Raw genomic sequence first — 16011 nt, forward strand, 5'->3', positions numbered from 1 at the left:
CTCAGCCGATGGTCACCGATTCGGCCGGGTCGATCTCGGGGGTTTGCCGACCGGCCTCGGGCCGGTGCGCCCGATGGGAGCGGACTTCGTAGGCCAGCAGTGCCACCCCGACTGCGGCGGTGCACGCCGATACCGCGAACAGCACCGGGCTCACCTCACCGGTGAGGGCGTCGCCGAGCACTACCACCGCGGCCGTGCCTGGCAGCAGCCCGACCAGGGTGGCCACCGTGTACGGCACCAGTCGCACCGCCGACGCGCCGGCGGCGTAGTTGATCACCGAGAACGGGATCGCCGGAATCAGCCGCAGCGAGATCACCGCCGGCCATCCGCGCTGGCGCAGGCGCTCATCCAGTGAGTCCAGCCGCGGATGACGTACCACCCGGCTCAACTGCCAGCCGAACACCCGCATCAGGACCAGCACGCCCACGGCGCTGAGCGCACTGGCCACCACTGCCAGCAGGACTCCCAGCCACGGGCCGAACAGCAAGCCGGCGGCCAACGTGAACGCGGTCCGCGGGAAGGGGAACACCGTGACGACGGTGTGCGCCACCAGAAAGGCCAGCGGAAACCACGGCCCCAATGTCTGCGCCCAGTCCCGCAGCTGTACGGCGGTGGGAACGGGGAACAGCAGCGCCACCGCGATCAGGCTTCCGGCGACCGCGGTCGTAAATGCCAGCCGACGGAGGGCCACCTGGCGTGCGGTGGCGATGAATGCCGACCAGGCGCCACGCAGTACGCGCGGAATTCGGGTCGCGGCGGCCATCACGGCACTCAAGACTACGGGCCGGGGGTTAACACTTTGCGTCACGCAGAGGGAGTTGCTTCGCTCGGCACACCTCAACCGTGCCTGCCGATCGCCATCATTTAGCCTGGTTGACACATATCGAGTAGCGATTCAACGGCTACTCGCGAGTAACCACAGGAGTCGCCGGTGTCCATCGACGTGTCCGCCGAACCCGCCGGCATCCAGCAGGCCCGGGCCCGCTGGCGTGCCGCCGTGGCCGGGGTGCTGGCCAAGAGCGCACGCCGCGAGCCGGCCGATATCACCGCCGAGACCGACGGTGAGCCCGAGCGGCTGCTGGACACCCCGGTGGAGGGGTTGGCGGGACAGGGCGGATTCGCCGTTCGGGCGCTCTACACCGCGTTGGACGCGCTGCCGGAGCCGCCGTTGCCGGGCCAGTGGCCCTACGTGCGCGGCGCCGACGCCCGGCGTGACGTCAACACCGGCTGGAAGGTCGCCGAGGTCTTTCCCATCGCTGGTCCGGGTTCGGCCGCCGACGCCAATGGCGCCGTCCTCGGTGCCCTGACCGACGGCGTCAGCGCGCTCACCCTGCGGTTGGGAGACGCGGGCGTGCCGGCCGCCGAACTGCGGCGAGTGTTCGACGATGTCTACCTGGACCTGGTTCCGGTGCTGCTCGACGGCGCGGGTGCCGGCGACTACACCACCGCCGCCGAGACGATGCTGACGCTGGTGGACGCGCTCGACCCGGAGAACCGCGCCAACCTCTCGGTCGATCTGGGTGCCGACCCACTGACCGCACCGTTGACGGACGGTGCGGCACCGTCGCTCGACGAGGTGATCGCGGTGGCGACACGTGCCGTCGGCCACCCGGGGGTGCGGGCCATCGCCGTCAACGGCCCGGCCCTGCACAACTTGGGCGCCGGCGCGTCAGGGGAGTTGGCCGCTGGGCTGGCCGCGGCCGTGGCCTACCTGCGGGTGCTCACCGACGCCGGCCTGTCGGTGGCCGACGCTGCACGCCAGATCAGCTTCCGGATCGCCGCCGACGATGACCAGTTCATCACGATCGCCAAGATCCGGGCCGCGCGGCAACTCTGGGCGCGGGTCACCGAGGTCGCCGGTGCACCAGAGGCCGGCGCCGCTGTCGTCCACGCCGAGACGTCGCTGGCGATGATGACGCAGCGTGACCCGTGGGTGAACATGCTGCGCACCACGCTGGCTGCCTTCGGCGCCGGTGTCGGTGGGGCAGACACCGTGCTGGTGTGGCCGTTCGACACGGTGATTCCCGGTGGGCAGCCCGGCACCTCGGCAACGTTCTCCCGGCGGATCGCCCGCAACACCCAACTGCTGCTGCTCGAAGAGTCGCACCTGGGTCAGGTGCTGGACCCGGCCGGCGGATCCTGGTTCGTCGAAGACCTCACCGAACAGTTGGCGCAGCAGGCCTGGGGGCAGTTCCAGGAGATCGAGGCGCTGGGCGGATTCGAGGCCGCCCGCGAGCACATCGGTGAGCGGATCGCAGCGGTGGCCGCCGCTCGGGCCGGGGAGATCGCGCATCGGCGCAGCGCAATCACCGGGGTCAACGAGTACCCGAACCTCGATGAGTCGCCGCTACCGCCGTCCGCGACTCAGGCTGCCCCGGCCGGCCTGCGGCGCTACGCGGCGCAGTTCGAGGCGTTGCGGGACCGCTCCGACGCCTACCTGGCGCGCACCGGTGCCCGGCCGCAGGTGCTGCTGCTGCCGCTGGGGCCGATCGCCGAACACAACGTTCGGACCACCTTCGCCGCAAACCTGCTGGCCTCCGGTGGCATCGCGGCGATCAACCCCGGCACGTTGGGCGCCGAGCAGGTGGCAGCGGCCGTCGCGGAGGCCGGCTCACCGAGTGCGGCGGTGCTGTGTGGCAGCGATGCCCGCTATGGCGCCGAAGCGGCCGCGGTCATCGGGGCGGCTCGTACCGCCGGACTCGACCGGGTCTACCTGGCGGGGCCAGCCAAGGCTTTAGCCGGTAGCGCCGACACCGATCCGAAGCCGGACGACTACCTGACCATGAAAATCGATGCCGTGCAGGCGTTGTCGGACTTACTGACCCGATTGGGGGCCTGAGAGCCATGACCACGAGCACCTCACACGGCACACTCGGCAGCTTCGCCGAGGTGGCGCTGCACGGCGACCGCGTCGCCGAACCGGTGACCGAGAGCGCCGTCGCCGCACACGTCGCGACCGCCGCGGCCGCGCACGGTTACACACCCGAACAGCTCGAATGGCACACCCCCGAGGGGATCGCGGTCAAGCCGGTGTACACCGCCGCCGACCGCTCCGCCGCGGTTGCCGAGGGCTACCCGCTGGACAGCTTCCCCGGCGAGGCCCCGTTCGTGCGTGGGCCGTATCCGACGATGTACGTCAACCAGCCCTGGACGATTCGCCAGTACGCCGGGTTCTCGACCGCCGCAGACTCCAACGCGTTCTACCGCCGAAACCTCGCCGCCGGGCAGAAGGGTCTGTCGGTCGCGTTCGATCTGGCCACCCACCGCGGCTACGACTCGGATCACCCCCGGGTGCAGGGCGATGTCGGCATGGCCGGGGTGGCGATCGATTCCATTTTGGACATGCGGCAACTGTTCGACGGGATCGACCTGAGCGCGGTCAGCGTCTCGATGACCATGAACGGTGCCGTGCTGCCGATCCTGGCGCTGTACGTGGTGGCCGCCGAGGAGCAGGGGGTGCCGCCGGAGAAGCTGGCCGGCACCATCCAGAACGACATCCTCAAAGAGTTCATGGTGCGTAACACCTACATCTATCCGCCGAAGCCGTCGATGCGGATCATCTCCGACATCTTCGGCTACACCAGCGCCAAGATGCCCAAGTTCAACTCGATCTCGATCTCGGGCTACCACATCCAAGAGGCCGGTGCCACAGCCGATTTGGAGTTGGCGTACACCCTGGCCGATGGGGTGGACTACATCAAGGCCGGCCTGGACGCCGGCCTGGACATCGACAAGTTCGCGCCCCGGTTGTCGTTCTTCTGGGGCATCGGGATGAACTTCTTCATGGAGGTCGCGAAGCTGCGCGCGGGCCGGCTGCTGTGGAGCGAGCTGGTCGCGAAGTTCGACCCCAAGAGCGCGAAATCGCTGTCGCTGCGCACGCATTCGCAGACCTCCGGGTGGTCACTGACCGCCCAGGACGTCTTCAACAACGTGGCGCGTACCTGCGTCGAAGCGATGGCCGCCACCCAGGGCCACACCCAGTCGCTGCACACGAACGCCCTGGACGAGGCGCTGGCGCTGCCCACCGACTTCTCCGCCCGCATCGCCCGCAACACCCAGCTGCTGCTGCAGCAGGAGTCGGGCACCACCCGGCCGATCGACCCGTGGGGCGGCTCCTACTACGTGGAGTGGCTGACCCATCAGCTGGCGCAGCGGGCCCGGGCCCACATCGAAGAGGTCGAGGCGCACGGCGGCATGGCCCAGGCCATCAGCGAGGGGATCCCGAAGCTGCGCATCGAGGAGGCCGCCGCGCGGACCCAGGCGCGGATCGACTCCGGGCGTCAGCCGCTGATCGGCGTCAACAAGTACCAGGTCGCCGAGGACCAAGAGATCGAGGTGCTCAAGGTCGAGAACAGCCGGGTGCGGGCCGAGCAGCTGGCCAAACTCGAGCAGTTGCGCGCCGAGCGCGACGAGGCGGCCTGCCAGGCCGCGCTGGCCGAGCTGACCCGGGCAGCCGGCGCCACCGGACCGGCCGGGGACGACGGACTGGGCAACAACCTGCTGGCGCTGGCCATCGACGCCGCCCGGGCCAAGGCCACCCTCGGGGAGATCTCGGACGCGCTGGAGAAGGTCTACGGTCGCCATCAGGCCGAGATCCGTACGATCTCTGGCGTCTACCGTGACGAAGTCGGGAAGGGCAGCAACATCGCTAGCGCAACCGCCCTGGTCGAGAAGTTCGCCGAGGCCGACGGCCGTCGGCCCCGCATCCTGGTAGCCAAGATGGGCCAGGACGGGCACGACCGTGGCCAGAAGGTGATCGCCACCGCATTTGCCGACATCGGCTTCGACGTGGACGTCGGCGCCCTGTTCTCCACCCCCGATGAGGTGGCCCGCCAGGCCGCCGACAACGACGTGCACGTGGTCGGGGTGTCCTCGCTGGCCGCCGGGCACCTGACGTTGGTACCCGCCCTGCGTGACGCGTTGGCCGCGGTGGGGCGGCCCGACATCATGATCGTGGTCGGGGGAGTGATCCCGCCCGGCGACTTCGACGAGCTCTATGCCGCCGGGGCGACCGCGATCTTCCCGCCCGGCACGGTAATCGCCGATGCTGCGGTGGACCTGCTGAAGACCCTCGCGTCGCGGCGAGGTTACGAGCTCGCCGAGCAGGCAGAACCGGCGGCAGACCAGAAATAGATGGCCGACAACGTGTCTGACACCGTTGCCGAGTTGGCGGCGGCGGTGCGCTCCGGCGACCGCTCCGTGCTGCCGCGGGCCATCACCCTGGTCGAGTCCACCCGCGCCGACCACCGCCAGCAGGCGCAGGAACTGCTGCTGGAGCTGTTGCCGGACGCCGGCGGGGCTCGCAGGGTGGGTATCACGGGGGTTCCCGGCGTGGGCAAGTCGACCACCATCGAAGCCCTCGGAATGCATCTCATCGAGCAGGGCCACCGCGTCGCGGTACTGGCGGTCGACCCGTCCTCGACGCGCACCGGTGGTTCGATCCTGGGGGACAAGACCCGGATGCAACGGTTGGGCACGCACGAACGCGCCTACATCCGGCCGTCGCCCACGTCGGGCACCCTGGGCGGGGTCGCCAAGGCCACCCGCGAAACGGTGGTGCTGCTGGAGGCCGCCGGCTTCGATGTCATCCTGATCGAGACCGTCGGCGTCGGCCAATCCGAGGTCACCGTCGCCAACATGGTCGACACCTTCGTGTTCTTGACGCTGGCCCGCACCGGCGATCAGTTGCAGGGCATCAAGAAGGGTGTGCTGGAACTGGCCGACATCGTGGTAGTCAACAAGGCCGACGGCAACCACCTGGCCGAGGCGCGAATGGCCGCACGGGAGTTGTCGACCGCGATTCGACTCATCTATCCGCGCGAAACCCTTTGGCGACCACCGGTCTTGACGATGAGCGCGATCGAGGGCACCGGGCTGCCGGAGTTCTGGGAAACCGTCGAGCGGCACCGGCAGACGCTGATCGATGCCGGGGAGTTCGACGCCCGCCGACGCGCACAGCAGGTGGACTGGACCCGGCAGTTGGTGCGTGACGCGGTGCTCGAACGCGCGCTGTCGGACCCGGCGGTGCGTGAGGTGCGCACCGAGGTGGAACAGCAGGTACTCAGCGGAGAACTGACCCCCGCGCTGGCCGCCCAGCGAATCCTCGGGGCCATTTGGAATTAATGGCACGCGCGTGCGGTAATCCGACTTATGTCGGCCGGTCGGCGCGGTAGATTCCCCACCATGACACAGCATCTCGAGGTTCGTCGGGCACAGCTTCCGGCGAACGTGCACGGCGCGGCCGACCCGAATTTCTCGTGTGCTGTGCGCGCTTTCGCCGCGATGTTCCCGGGCCGCCGCTTTGGTGGCGGGGCGTTGGCGATCTACCTCGATGGACAGCCCGTGGTAGACGTGTGGACCGGGTGGTCCGACCGGGCGGGGCAGGTGCCGTGGTCGGCTGACACCGGGGCCATGGTGTTCTCGGCAACCAAGGGTGCGGCGTCGACGGTCATCCACCGGCTGGTCGACTCCGGACTCATCGACTACGACGTGCCGGTGGCGCAGTACTGGCCGGAGTTCGGCGCGAACGGCAAGACCGAGATCACCGTTCGCCAATTGTTGGGGCACCGGGCAGGGTTGACCCACCTCAACGGTGCCAGCAGGGCAGATCTGCTGGACCACGTGACGATGGAAGCCCGGATGGCCGCCGCGGCGCCCGGACCCGAACGCGGCAAACCCGCCTATCACGCGCTGACCTACGGCTGGCTGGTGTCTGGGCTGGCCCGAAGTGTCACCGGCGTCGGCATGCGTGAGTTGTTCCGCACGGAGCTGGCCGGGCCGCTCGGTGTCGATGGTCTGCACCTGGGCCGCCCGCCCGCCGACGCGCCGACCGTCGCCGCGGAGATCATCATGCCCCAGCGCAGCCGACGCAACGTCGTAGTGGACCTCCTGGCGCCCAGGGCCGCCGCGGCGCAGCGCTACGGGGGCCTGGGCGCCTTCTACTTCCCGGGGGTGATGGACACCGTCCGCGGCGGCATCCCGTTCCTGGACACCGAGGCCGCCGCCCTCAACGGGGTGGCCACCGCTCGTGGGCTGGCCCGCCTGTACGGCGCACTGGCCAACGACGGGCAGATCGACGGGACCCAATTCCTGTCGCCCCGGCTTGTGGCGGGCCTGACCGGTCCGCACACCCTCGAACTGGACCGCACCATCGGGGTTCCGCTGGCGTTCCACCTGGGCTATCACGCGATCCCATTTGGGCCGGTGCTGCCCGGATTCGGTCACGTCGGCCTGGGCGGTTCCATGGGCTGGGCGGATCCGGCCTCCGGGCTGGCGATCGGCTTTGTGCACAACCGCCTGTTGACCCCGTTCGTGGCGCTCGACCATGCCGGTTTCGTCGGTACGGCCGCGCTGATCCGCCGGGGCGTGGCCCGGGGACGCCGGCAGGGCTACACCCCGATCCCGCAGTTGGGGGAGCCGTTCGCCGCGCCGGATGCCGCGGCCGGCTAGCGCTGCTGCGCCGCTGTGCCGATGGCGGTGACCCGCTTCACCCGGCTCCGCCGGGTTCGCGATCGCCGCTGTGCTGAATGGCGGTGACCCGCTTCACCCGGCTCCGCCGGGTTCGCGATCGCCGCTAAGGTTGCCGAGTGACTGACCGTACGCCGAAGCTCTACATCTTCCCGCATGCCGGCGGATCGCCGCAGTACTACGTTCCGTTCTCCAAGACCTTCACCACCGATGTCAAACGCATCGGCGTTCAATACCCGGGTAAGGGCGGAACCCACGACCTCGGCGCCTTCACCAGCATCGAAGACCTCGCCGACCAGGTCTGCAAGACCGTCGTAGCGCCGGCGCCGTCCGACGGACCGGTCGCCTTCTTCGGTCACAGCATGGGTGCGCTGTTGGCCTTCGAGGTGGCACGCCGGTTCGAGGCGGACGGACATCGGATTGCCGCGCTGTTCGTGTCGGCGGCGGGCGCACCGGGACGAGCCGGGTACGACAACATTCCCGAGTCCGATCGCGGCCTGCTGGACGCCGTCAGCAGCATGACGGGAGTCAACCCCGAATTCTTGGAGAATGAGGAGTTCGCGGCCAAGATTCTGCCGACGCTGCGCGGCCTGAAAGCCATCGCGAACTACGACTGCCCGCCCGAGGCGAGGGTGTCCTGTCCGATCTTTGCGTTCCATGGTGACGAAGATGACGTCGCCACCGACGAAAAGGTGGGTCCCTGGGCGGAGCGCACCACCGCCGAATTCAGCGCGCGGGTGTTCACTGCGCCCGGCCACCACTTCTACCTCACCGAACACCTGCCGGAGCTGGTCGGAGATATCGAGAAGAAAATCGCGCAGCACTGCCAAGGATGACGCGCCTGGCCACCCCGGAATGTGAATGGGCACTTGGTGCCGAAGTTACTCGTGATGCGCGTAATTGACTTCTCCGCTACTATGGCGGATCTGCTGCGTTTGCGCTGTACGCGGGCCATAAATTGCCTGTCAGCAGCGCGTCCGTGGTAGCCTCCGCGGAGGGAAACGCCTGGGATGTCGGGGTCCAAGGAGTTTTAGCGCAGGTTCAAACATCCAGAAGGGGTACCCGTGTCGTTGGTCGAATCCTCCGCACCGGCCGTGTCGGCCGGGCGATCTCGGCGCTCGGAGGTCCCCGCCCCCGTCTTTACCCGGCACGGCGAGCAACCGACGTGCGCTGAGGCTGAAGTATTCAGCTGAGCAACTCCGCTGGGGGTGCCCGCAAGCTCTGATCCCGCGGGGGAACCGTCCCAAATGTCGCTAATCCAATTGCATACCTCCGCTGTGCAGGGACCTTGCGCAGCGAAACCGTCAGCTCGGACAGCAAGCGCAACGACTCTCGACGGGGCCGAAGTACTCAGCAGGTGAGGTCCACGGACCTGACAGCACAAGGAGAAAACAACGCAATGTCGGTAACTGAAACGCACATCCCGACCCTGTTGGCGAACCTGGAACGGGACCAGCCGGACCAGCCTGCGTACACGTTCATCGACTTCGACGTCGACCCCGCCGGCTACCGCGAGACCGTCACCTGGTCGCAGTTGCGCAACCGGGTGAGGGTCGTGGCGGCCGAGTTGGCCACCTGCGCCTCGCCGGGAGACCGGGTGGCCATCCTGGCCCCACAGAGCCTCGAGTACATCGTCGGGTTCTACGGCACGCTAGAGGCGGGCATGATCGCCGTGCCGCTGCCGGTGCCGATGTTCGGCGTACACGACGAGCGCGTGTCGGCGGCGCTGCGGGACAGCTCTCCTGCCGCGATCCTGACGACGTCGGCGGCTGTCGGTGACATCGCCAACTCGATCAAGGGCCTGGGCGGGAAGCCGCCGGTGGTCATCGAGGTCGACGCCCTGGATCTGGACTCCGAGCCGGCTTCGGCACCCACCGCGACCGCGCAGACCAAGGTCGCCTTCCTGCAGTACACGTCCGGCTCTACTCGGACCCCTGCCGGCGTCATGGTCACCCACACCAACGCCGTCTCGAACATGCGGCAGATGGCCGACGACACCTTCGAGCTGACCGGCGGGAACCCGCCGGAGGGGCTCCACATGGTGTCGTGGATGCCGTTCTACCACGACCTGGGCCTGCTCGGCACCGTCATCTACCCGCTGGTTTTGGGCGTGCCCACGGTGCACATGAGCCCGATGGCGTTCCTCGCCAAGCCTGCCCGCTGGATGCAGGAACTCGCCAAGGCTCCCATCGGCTTCACCGGTGGGCCGAACTTCGCCTATGAGCTGGCCGTGCGGCGTACATCCGATGAGGACATGGCTGGGCTCGACCTGGGCAACGTGCACACCTATTGCTTCGGCGCAGAGCGGATTCACGCCGCGACGCTGCGACGCTTCGTCGACCGGTTCGCCAAGTTCAATCTGAACCCGGCCGCCCTGCGGCCCGGTTACGGGCTCGCCGAGGCCAGCGTTTACCTCACTTCGAACACCCCCGGCACACCGCCGCCGACCGCACGCTTCGACTACGCCAAACTGGCCGCCGGCACGGCCGAGCCGAGCGGGGCCGAAGGCGGCGTCGAGCTGGTCAGCTGTGGTGTCCCCCGGGCCTGCACCGTGCGTATCGTGGACCCGGAAACCCAGACCGAGAACCCGGAAGGCAAAGTCGGCGAGATCTGGACGCACGGCCCCAACGTCGCGGCGGGCTACTGGCACAACCAGCAGGCCACCGAGGCCACCTTCGGCGGCAAGCTGGTCGACCCGACCCCCGGCACGCCACAGGGGCCCTGGCTCATGACCGGCGACCTCGGCGTCATCTCCGGTGGAGAGCTCTACATCGTCGGCCGGATCAAGGATCTGCTGATCGTCGACGGGCGCAACCACTACCCGGACGACATCGAGGCCACCGTTCAGGAAATCACCGGTGGGCGTGTCGCCGCGGTCTCGATCCCGAACAGTCAAGCAGAGCAGCTTGTTACGATCGCTGAGTTCAAGAACAAGGGGGGGTCCGATGAGGAGGTCCTGGACAGGCTGACCGAGGTACGTCGCAAAGTGACGGCCGCGTTGTCCAAGGCGCACGGTCTGATGAGCGGAGACCTGGTCCTGGTGTCGCCGGGTGCCATCCCGATCACGACCAGTGGCAAGATTCGCCGCTCCAGCTGTGTGGAGATCTATCAGCGTGACGGGTTCGACCGACTGGATGCTACTGCTCGGTCTGTATGACAGATGACGAGCTGCTCGCGCGGCTCTCGGGGAGGTTGAGTTGAGCGAGAAGAGTGCTGCGCCGGTCGGGGGGCCGGATCGTCGGGCGATTGTTGCTGAGGCGCTGCGCAAGATTGATGATCTGACGGCGCGGTTGGCGGTGGCTGAGGCCGGTGATACTGAGCCGATTGCGGTGGTGGGTTTGGGGTGTCGTCTGCCTGGTGGGGTGGATGGTCCGGCTGCGTTGTGGCAGTTGTTGTGTGATGAGGGTTCGGGCATTGTGCGGGTTCCGGCGGATCGCTGGGATGCGGATGCGTTCTATTCGTCGGATCATTCGGTTCCGGGGACGATTTGTTCTCGTGAGGGCGGGTTTTTGACGTCGTGGCAGCCGGCTGAGTTTGATGCGGAGTTTTTTGGTATTTCGCCGCGTGAGGCCGATGCGATGGATCCTCAGCAGCGGTTGTTGATGGAGGTGGCCTGGGAGGCGTTGGAGCATGCCGGGATCACTAAGGAGGCGATCCGGGGCACTGCGACCGGCGTCTTCGTCGGCATGACCACCAACGATTACACGCTCAATATCATCGGCAAGATTCGCGAAGAAGAAATCGACCCCTACGTCCCCTTTGGGAATGCGCCGAATTTTGCGGCGGGGCGGTTGTCGTATTTCTTGGGTGTGCATGGTCCGGCGATGATGGTGGATACGGCGTGTTCGTCGTCGTTGGTGACGATTCATTTGGCGTGTGCGAGTTTGCGGCGTCGGGAGTCGGATCAGGCGTTGGCGGCTGGGGTGAACCTGATTTTGACCCCGCAGAACAGTATTGCGACGTCGCGGTGGGGGATGTTGGCCCCCGATGGGCAGTGCAAGACCTTCGATGCGGCTGCTGACGGTTACGTTCGTTCTGAAGGCGCTGGGGTGGTGGTGCTCAAGCGTTTGTCGGATGCGCAGCGTGATGGTGATCGGGTTCTGGCGGTGGTGCGGGGTTCGGCGGTGAATCAGGATGGGCCGTCGTCGGGTCAGACGGTGCCGTCGGGTCCGGCGCAGCAGAAGGTGGTGCGGGCGGCGTTGGCGTCGGCGCGGTTGTCGCCGGCGGATATCGATTATGTCGAGGCGCATGGCACGGGGACGGCGTTGGGTGATCCGATTGAGTTGGATGCGCTCGCGGCGGTGTTTGGTGAGCGTGCTGGGTCGGCGCCGTTGGTGTTGGGGTCGGTGAAGACCAATCTGGGGCATTTGGAGTCGGCTTCGGGTGTTGCGGGGTTTATTAAGACGGTGTTGTCGGTGCAGCAGGGGTTTGTGCCGCGGCATTTGAATTTTTCGGAGTTGACGCCGAATGCGGGTGTGGGGGCGTCGAAGTTTCAGGTTGCGGGTGCGGCGATGGACTGGCCGGTGGTGTCGCGGCCGCGTCGGGCGGGGGTGTCTTCGTTTGGGGTGTCGGGCACTAATGCGCATGTGATTGTGGAGCAGGCTCCCGATGTTGAGGTTGTTCCGGGGGCTGCTGGGGTGCCGGTGAGCACGTTGGTGGTGTCGGGGAAGTCGCCGGCGCGTATCGCGGCAACCGCGGGAGTACTCGCACAGTGGATGGCCACCGACGGCGCCGAGATCGCCCTGCCCGATATTGCACATGCGCTCAACCATCACCGCACCCGCCATCAGAAGTTCGCCACCGTCGCCGCCCGCGATCACGAGCACGCCATCGCGGGTTTGACGGCGCTTGCCGCCGGCGACGCTGCGCCGGGTGTGGTGGAGCCCGCTGCGGCGCTGCCCGGGCCTGGCACGGTGTTTGTGTTTTCGGGTCAGGGTTCGCATTGGGTGGGGATGGGTCGTCGGTTGTTGGCCGATGAGCCGGTGTTTGCCGATGCTGTTGCTGAGTTGGAGCCGGTTTTTGTTCGGCAGGTGGGTTTTTCGCTGCGTGAGGTGATTGCGCAGGGCGTTGAGATTTCTGGTGATGCGCAGGTGCAGCCGGTGATCATGGGGTTGCAGTTGGCGTTGGCTGCGTTGTGGCGGTCGTATGGGGTTGTTCCGGATGCGGTGATTGGGCATTCGATGGGGGAGGTGTCTGCGGCGGTGGTGGCCGGGGCGCTGACGCCGGAGCAGGGTTTGAAGGTGATCGGGGTGCGGTCGGCGTTGATGTCGCGTCAGGCCGGTCAGGGTGCGGTGGCGTTGTTGGAGTTGGATGCCGCCGCGGCCCAGGAGTTGTTGGTGGGTTATCCCGGTGTTGAGGTGGCGGGGTATTTGTCGCCGCGGCAGACGGTGGTGGCGGGTTCGCCGGCGGATGTGGATGCGGTGATTGCTGCAGTGGCTGCCCAGGAGCGGTTTGCGCGGCGGGTGAATATGGAAGTGGCTTCCCATACCGCGTTCATGGATCCGATCCTGGATGAGCTGCGTGCCGAGTTGGCCGACCTGACCCCACAAATGCCGCAGATCCCATTCATTTCCACCGTGGTCGATCCGGCCGGACCCACCCCGGTGCTCGACGCCGGCTACTGGGCCGACAACGTGCGTCAGCCGGCCCGGGTGAACCAGGCGGTTGCCGCCGCAGGGGACAAGTACGGCACGTTCATCGAGATCAGCCCGCACCCGATCCTGACCCACACCATCGACGAGATCCTGGAGGCGGTGCCGCACTGCAGCGTCGCCACTCTGGTGCGCGACGGTGACGACACCGTCGTCTTCCATCAGCATCTCAACAGCGCGCACCCGGTGAGCCCTCGCGAACTACCGCACGCGTGCGGTCCGTACCCGGTGCTGCCGACCACCCCGTGGCGGCACACCCACCACTGGCTTGACGTCGAAAACTCCATCACTGCAGCGGAATCCGCGCCGCGGCCGGGTCTGCTGCTGGGCACTCATATCAAGATCGGCAGCACACCGGCCGTCCATCTGTGGCAAGCGCGGCTGTCGCCGGAGACCAAGCCGTACCCGGGCAGCCACCGCAACAATGGGGTGGAGCTGGTCCCGGCGTCGGTGCTGCTGCAAACGCTGTCCGACGCCGCCTTCGAGGTGAGCGGGCACTCGACGGTCCGCGACATCCGTTTCGAACACCCCGTCATCGTCGACCGGCCGCGGACCATCCAGGTGCTTGCCGATGCCGAGTCGGTGACGGTGTCGTCGAAAGCGGTGACCGACGACCCGGCCGCGCGCTGGGTCAAGCACCTGAGCGCCCGCATCGCACCACGTGACGACACCGCCTGGCCGGCCGCCGACCCCACGTTCACCAACGGGCACAGTGGAACGGAGTTCGATGACGACGCGGTGACCTCGCTGTGGCTCACCTGGGGCAGTGAGGGGCGCCCGTTCGAGTGGTCACTGGCCTCCGGCCGGTCCACCGCGACGGTGTTGCGTGCCGATGTCACATCGGCACAGTCTGGGACGGCTGCGTTGCTCGACGCTGCTCTGCATGTTGCACGCCTGGTGGACGAGGCCAACCCCGAGCTGATGGTGCCCGCGTCGGTCGACGACGTCCGTTTCGGCGAAGCACCCGCAGACGGCCGGGCCGGAGTCACTGTGCACCGGCGCGACGGCGGTGAGGGCGAACTCGTCGTCGACATCGCCGTGACCACACCGGGCGGCGCCCGGTGCGTCGAGGTCCGCGGACTGCGCTACACGGCCCTGGGCTCGGCCACCTCGGCCGATGACCCGAGCGCCATTGCCCACGCGATCGACTGGCAACCCTGGGATGGTGCGCCGCAAACCCCGGGCCAGCCGGGAACCCTGACGGTGGTCGGGGACAGTGCGGCCGCCGATCGGTTGCGTGACGGACTGAACGCGGCCGGTCACCACAGTGTCGGGATCACCGACGCCCAGACCGTCGTCTACGTCGCCGACCCCGGCCTTGCCGGCGAATCGGACCTGGATTGCGCGTCCCGGCTGGTCGGCGAGGTGGCCGACCTGGTGGCCACGCTGGCGCAACGCGACACCCACCCGCCCGCCCTGTGGATCATCACGCACGGTGTCCACGAGGCCACCTCCGAGGCCGCGGTGCGTCAAAGCTGCCTGTGGGGCCTGGCCGGTGTGATCCGGGCCGAGCAGCCGCAGTTGTGCGGCGGTCTGGTCGACCTGCCCAGCGATGACACCGCCGGTGCGGCCGATTGCGCGGCGACGCTGTCGGCCATCCTGCGCACGCCGGCCAAGTCGATCCTGGTTCTGCGCGACGGCCAGTTCCTGACGCCGGGATTCACCCCGATCTCCGGCCCACCGCAGCGCGAGCCGATGGTGTGCCAGCCCGACGGCGCCTACCTCATCACCGGCGGTATGGGAGCGCTTGGCCTGCTGATGGCCGGCTGGCTGACCGATCGAGGTGCCCGGCGCCTGGTGTTGGCCGGCCGCAGCGCCCTGCCGCCTCGGCGCGATTGGGACTCCGAAGAGATCGAGGCCAGCGTCCGCCACAAGATCGCCGCCATTCGGGCGCTCGAACGGCGCGGTGTCACCGTCGACGTGGCCGCTCTCGACATCGGATCCCGGGCCGCGGTGACCGACCTGTTGGCTCGCCGCGACGCAGCCGGCGCCCCGCCGATCCGTGGCATCATCCACGCGGCCGGCATCACCGAGGGCCAGCTGCTCACCGAGGTGGACGCCGACCGGCTGCGCGACACCATGTGGCCCAAGGTCGCGGGTGCCCAGGTGCTCGATGAACTCTTCCCGCCGACAAGCCTCGACTTCTTCTTCATGACCGCCGCCGCCGGCGCGGTGTTCGGTGTGCCCGGCCAGGGTGCCTACGCGAGCGCCAACGCCTACTTGGACGGCCTGGCCCGTGCCCGCCATCAGCGTGGCTGCCACAGCGTCAGCCTGGACTGGGTGGCGTGGAAGGGCCTCGGTTTCGGGGCCGAAGCGCACGTCGTGCTGCACGAACTCGAGCGGATGGGTTCGCGGCCCATCACCCCGGCGGAAGCCTTCGCAGCCTGGGATCACGTCGAGCACTACGACGTCGCGCAGGCCGTGATGGTGCCGCTGCCCAGGGAAGGAAAGCCCGGGGAGTCCGCTTCCGATGCCGCCGGACCGGTCCGCGACTGGGCGCTGCTGCCTGCCGATGAGATACTGAGCGAGCTGGAAATCGGGTTGCGCGGCATTCTGGCGCGCGAGCTTCGCATGTCGGAGGCTGAACTGCAGCTGGACCGGCCGTTCGCCGAACTCGGTCTGAACTCGGTGATGGCAATGGCGGTCCGGCGCGACATCGAAGCGCTGGTCGGCTTGGAGTTGTCAGCCACCATGCTGTGGAACCACCCGACGACTGCGGCACTGGCGGCGCACCTGACCGGCAAGCTGCTGCCGCAGGACGATGCCGGAGACGACGCGGCGGCCACCGGCGGTGAGCTGCCCGAGTCGGCCGACAGTGTGTTGAATGAGCTGTTCGACAGCGTGGAATCGGCTCCGGCCGGATGGGACGGGATCTAGTGGGAATTGAGTTCCC

General features: G+C 67.9%; 8 protein-coding genes. 7 read left to right on the plus strand and 1 reads right to left on the minus strand.

What is annotated here, in order from left to right; genetic code table 11:
• Position 1: 1 nt before the first annotated feature.
• Positions 2-763: a TVP38/TMEM64 family protein gene (locus ACJH5R_RS05685; protein ID WP_406781465.1), complete on the minus strand. Its 762-nt coding sequence runs from the start codon at positions 761-763 to the stop codon at positions 2-4.
• Positions 764-931: 168 nt separating this feature from the next.
• Here ACJH5R_RS05685 and mutA point away from each other — a divergent pair, with 168 nt between their 5' ends.
• The 7 genes from mutA (at position 932) to ACJH5R_RS05720 (ending at position 15995) form a co-directional block, all read left to right on the plus strand.
• Positions 932-2839 (plus strand): methylmalonyl-CoA mutase small subunit, encoded by a 1908-nt coding sequence (mutA, locus tag ACJH5R_RS05690; protein WP_406781466.1) that lies wholly within the window; start codon positions 932-934, stop codon positions 2837-2839.
• 5 nt (positions 2840-2844) lie between these two features.
• The gene (scpA, locus tag ACJH5R_RS05695) at positions 2845-5133 is read left to right on the plus strand and encodes a methylmalonyl-CoA mutase (RefSeq protein ID WP_406759366.1); all 2289 of its coding nucleotides are present in this window, start codon (positions 2845-2847) and stop codon (positions 5131-5133) included.
• Positions 5134-6123, plus strand: coding sequence for a methylmalonyl Co-A mutase-associated GTPase MeaB (meaB, locus tag ACJH5R_RS05700; protein WP_406759367.1), 990 nt, complete (start codon positions 5134-5136; stop codon positions 6121-6123). It begins immediately after the preceding gene.
• Positions 6124-6183: 60 nt separating this feature from the next.
• Complete coding sequence (locus ACJH5R_RS05705) at positions 6184-7449, plus strand: serine hydrolase domain-containing protein (protein WP_406759368.1); 1266 nt, start codon at positions 6184-6186, stop codon at positions 7447-7449.
• Between the two features lie 137 nt (positions 7450-7586).
• A complete protein-coding gene (locus ACJH5R_RS05710; protein ID WP_406781467.1) occupies positions 7587-8303 on the plus strand; it encodes a thioesterase II family protein in 717 nt (238 codons plus the stop codon).
• 563 nt (positions 8304-8866) lie between these two features.
• On the plus strand, positions 8867-10624 hold the full coding sequence (locus ACJH5R_RS05715; protein ID WP_406759370.1) for an AMP-binding protein: 1758 nt from the start codon (positions 8867-8869) through the stop codon (positions 10622-10624).
• A gap of 40 nt (positions 10625-10664) precedes the next feature.
• Positions 10665-15995, plus strand: a complete 5331-nt coding sequence (locus ACJH5R_RS05720) for a beta-ketoacyl synthase N-terminal-like domain-containing protein (RefSeq protein ID WP_406781468.1) — start codon at positions 10665-10667, stop codon at positions 15993-15995.
• Positions 15996-16011 lie beyond the last annotated feature (16 nt).

The sequence above is a fragment of the Mycobacterium sp. SMC-19 genome (genome assembly GCF_045310815.1).
Classification (GTDB): Bacteria; Actinomycetota; Actinomycetes; order Mycobacteriales; family Mycobacteriaceae; genus Mycobacterium.

Coding starts and splice junctions, on each gene's coding strand:
- scpA (WP_406759366.1), top strand. CDS start 2,845: ATGACCACGAGCACCTCACACGGCACACTCGGCAGCTTCGCCGAGGTG.
- ACJH5R_RS05715 (WP_406759370.1), top strand. CDS start 8,867: ATGTCGGTAACTGAAACGCACATCCCGACCCTGTTGGCGAACCTGGAA.
- meaB (WP_406759367.1), top strand. CDS start 5,134: ATGGCCGACAACGTGTCTGACACCGTTGCCGAGTTGGCGGCGGCGGTG.
- ACJH5R_RS05705 (WP_406759368.1), top strand. CDS start 6,184: ATGACACAGCATCTCGAGGTTCGTCGGGCACAGCTTCCGGCGAACGTG.
- ACJH5R_RS05685 (WP_406781465.1), bottom strand. CDS start 763: ATGGCCGCCGCGACCCGAATTCCGCGCGTACTGCGTGGCGCCTGGTCG.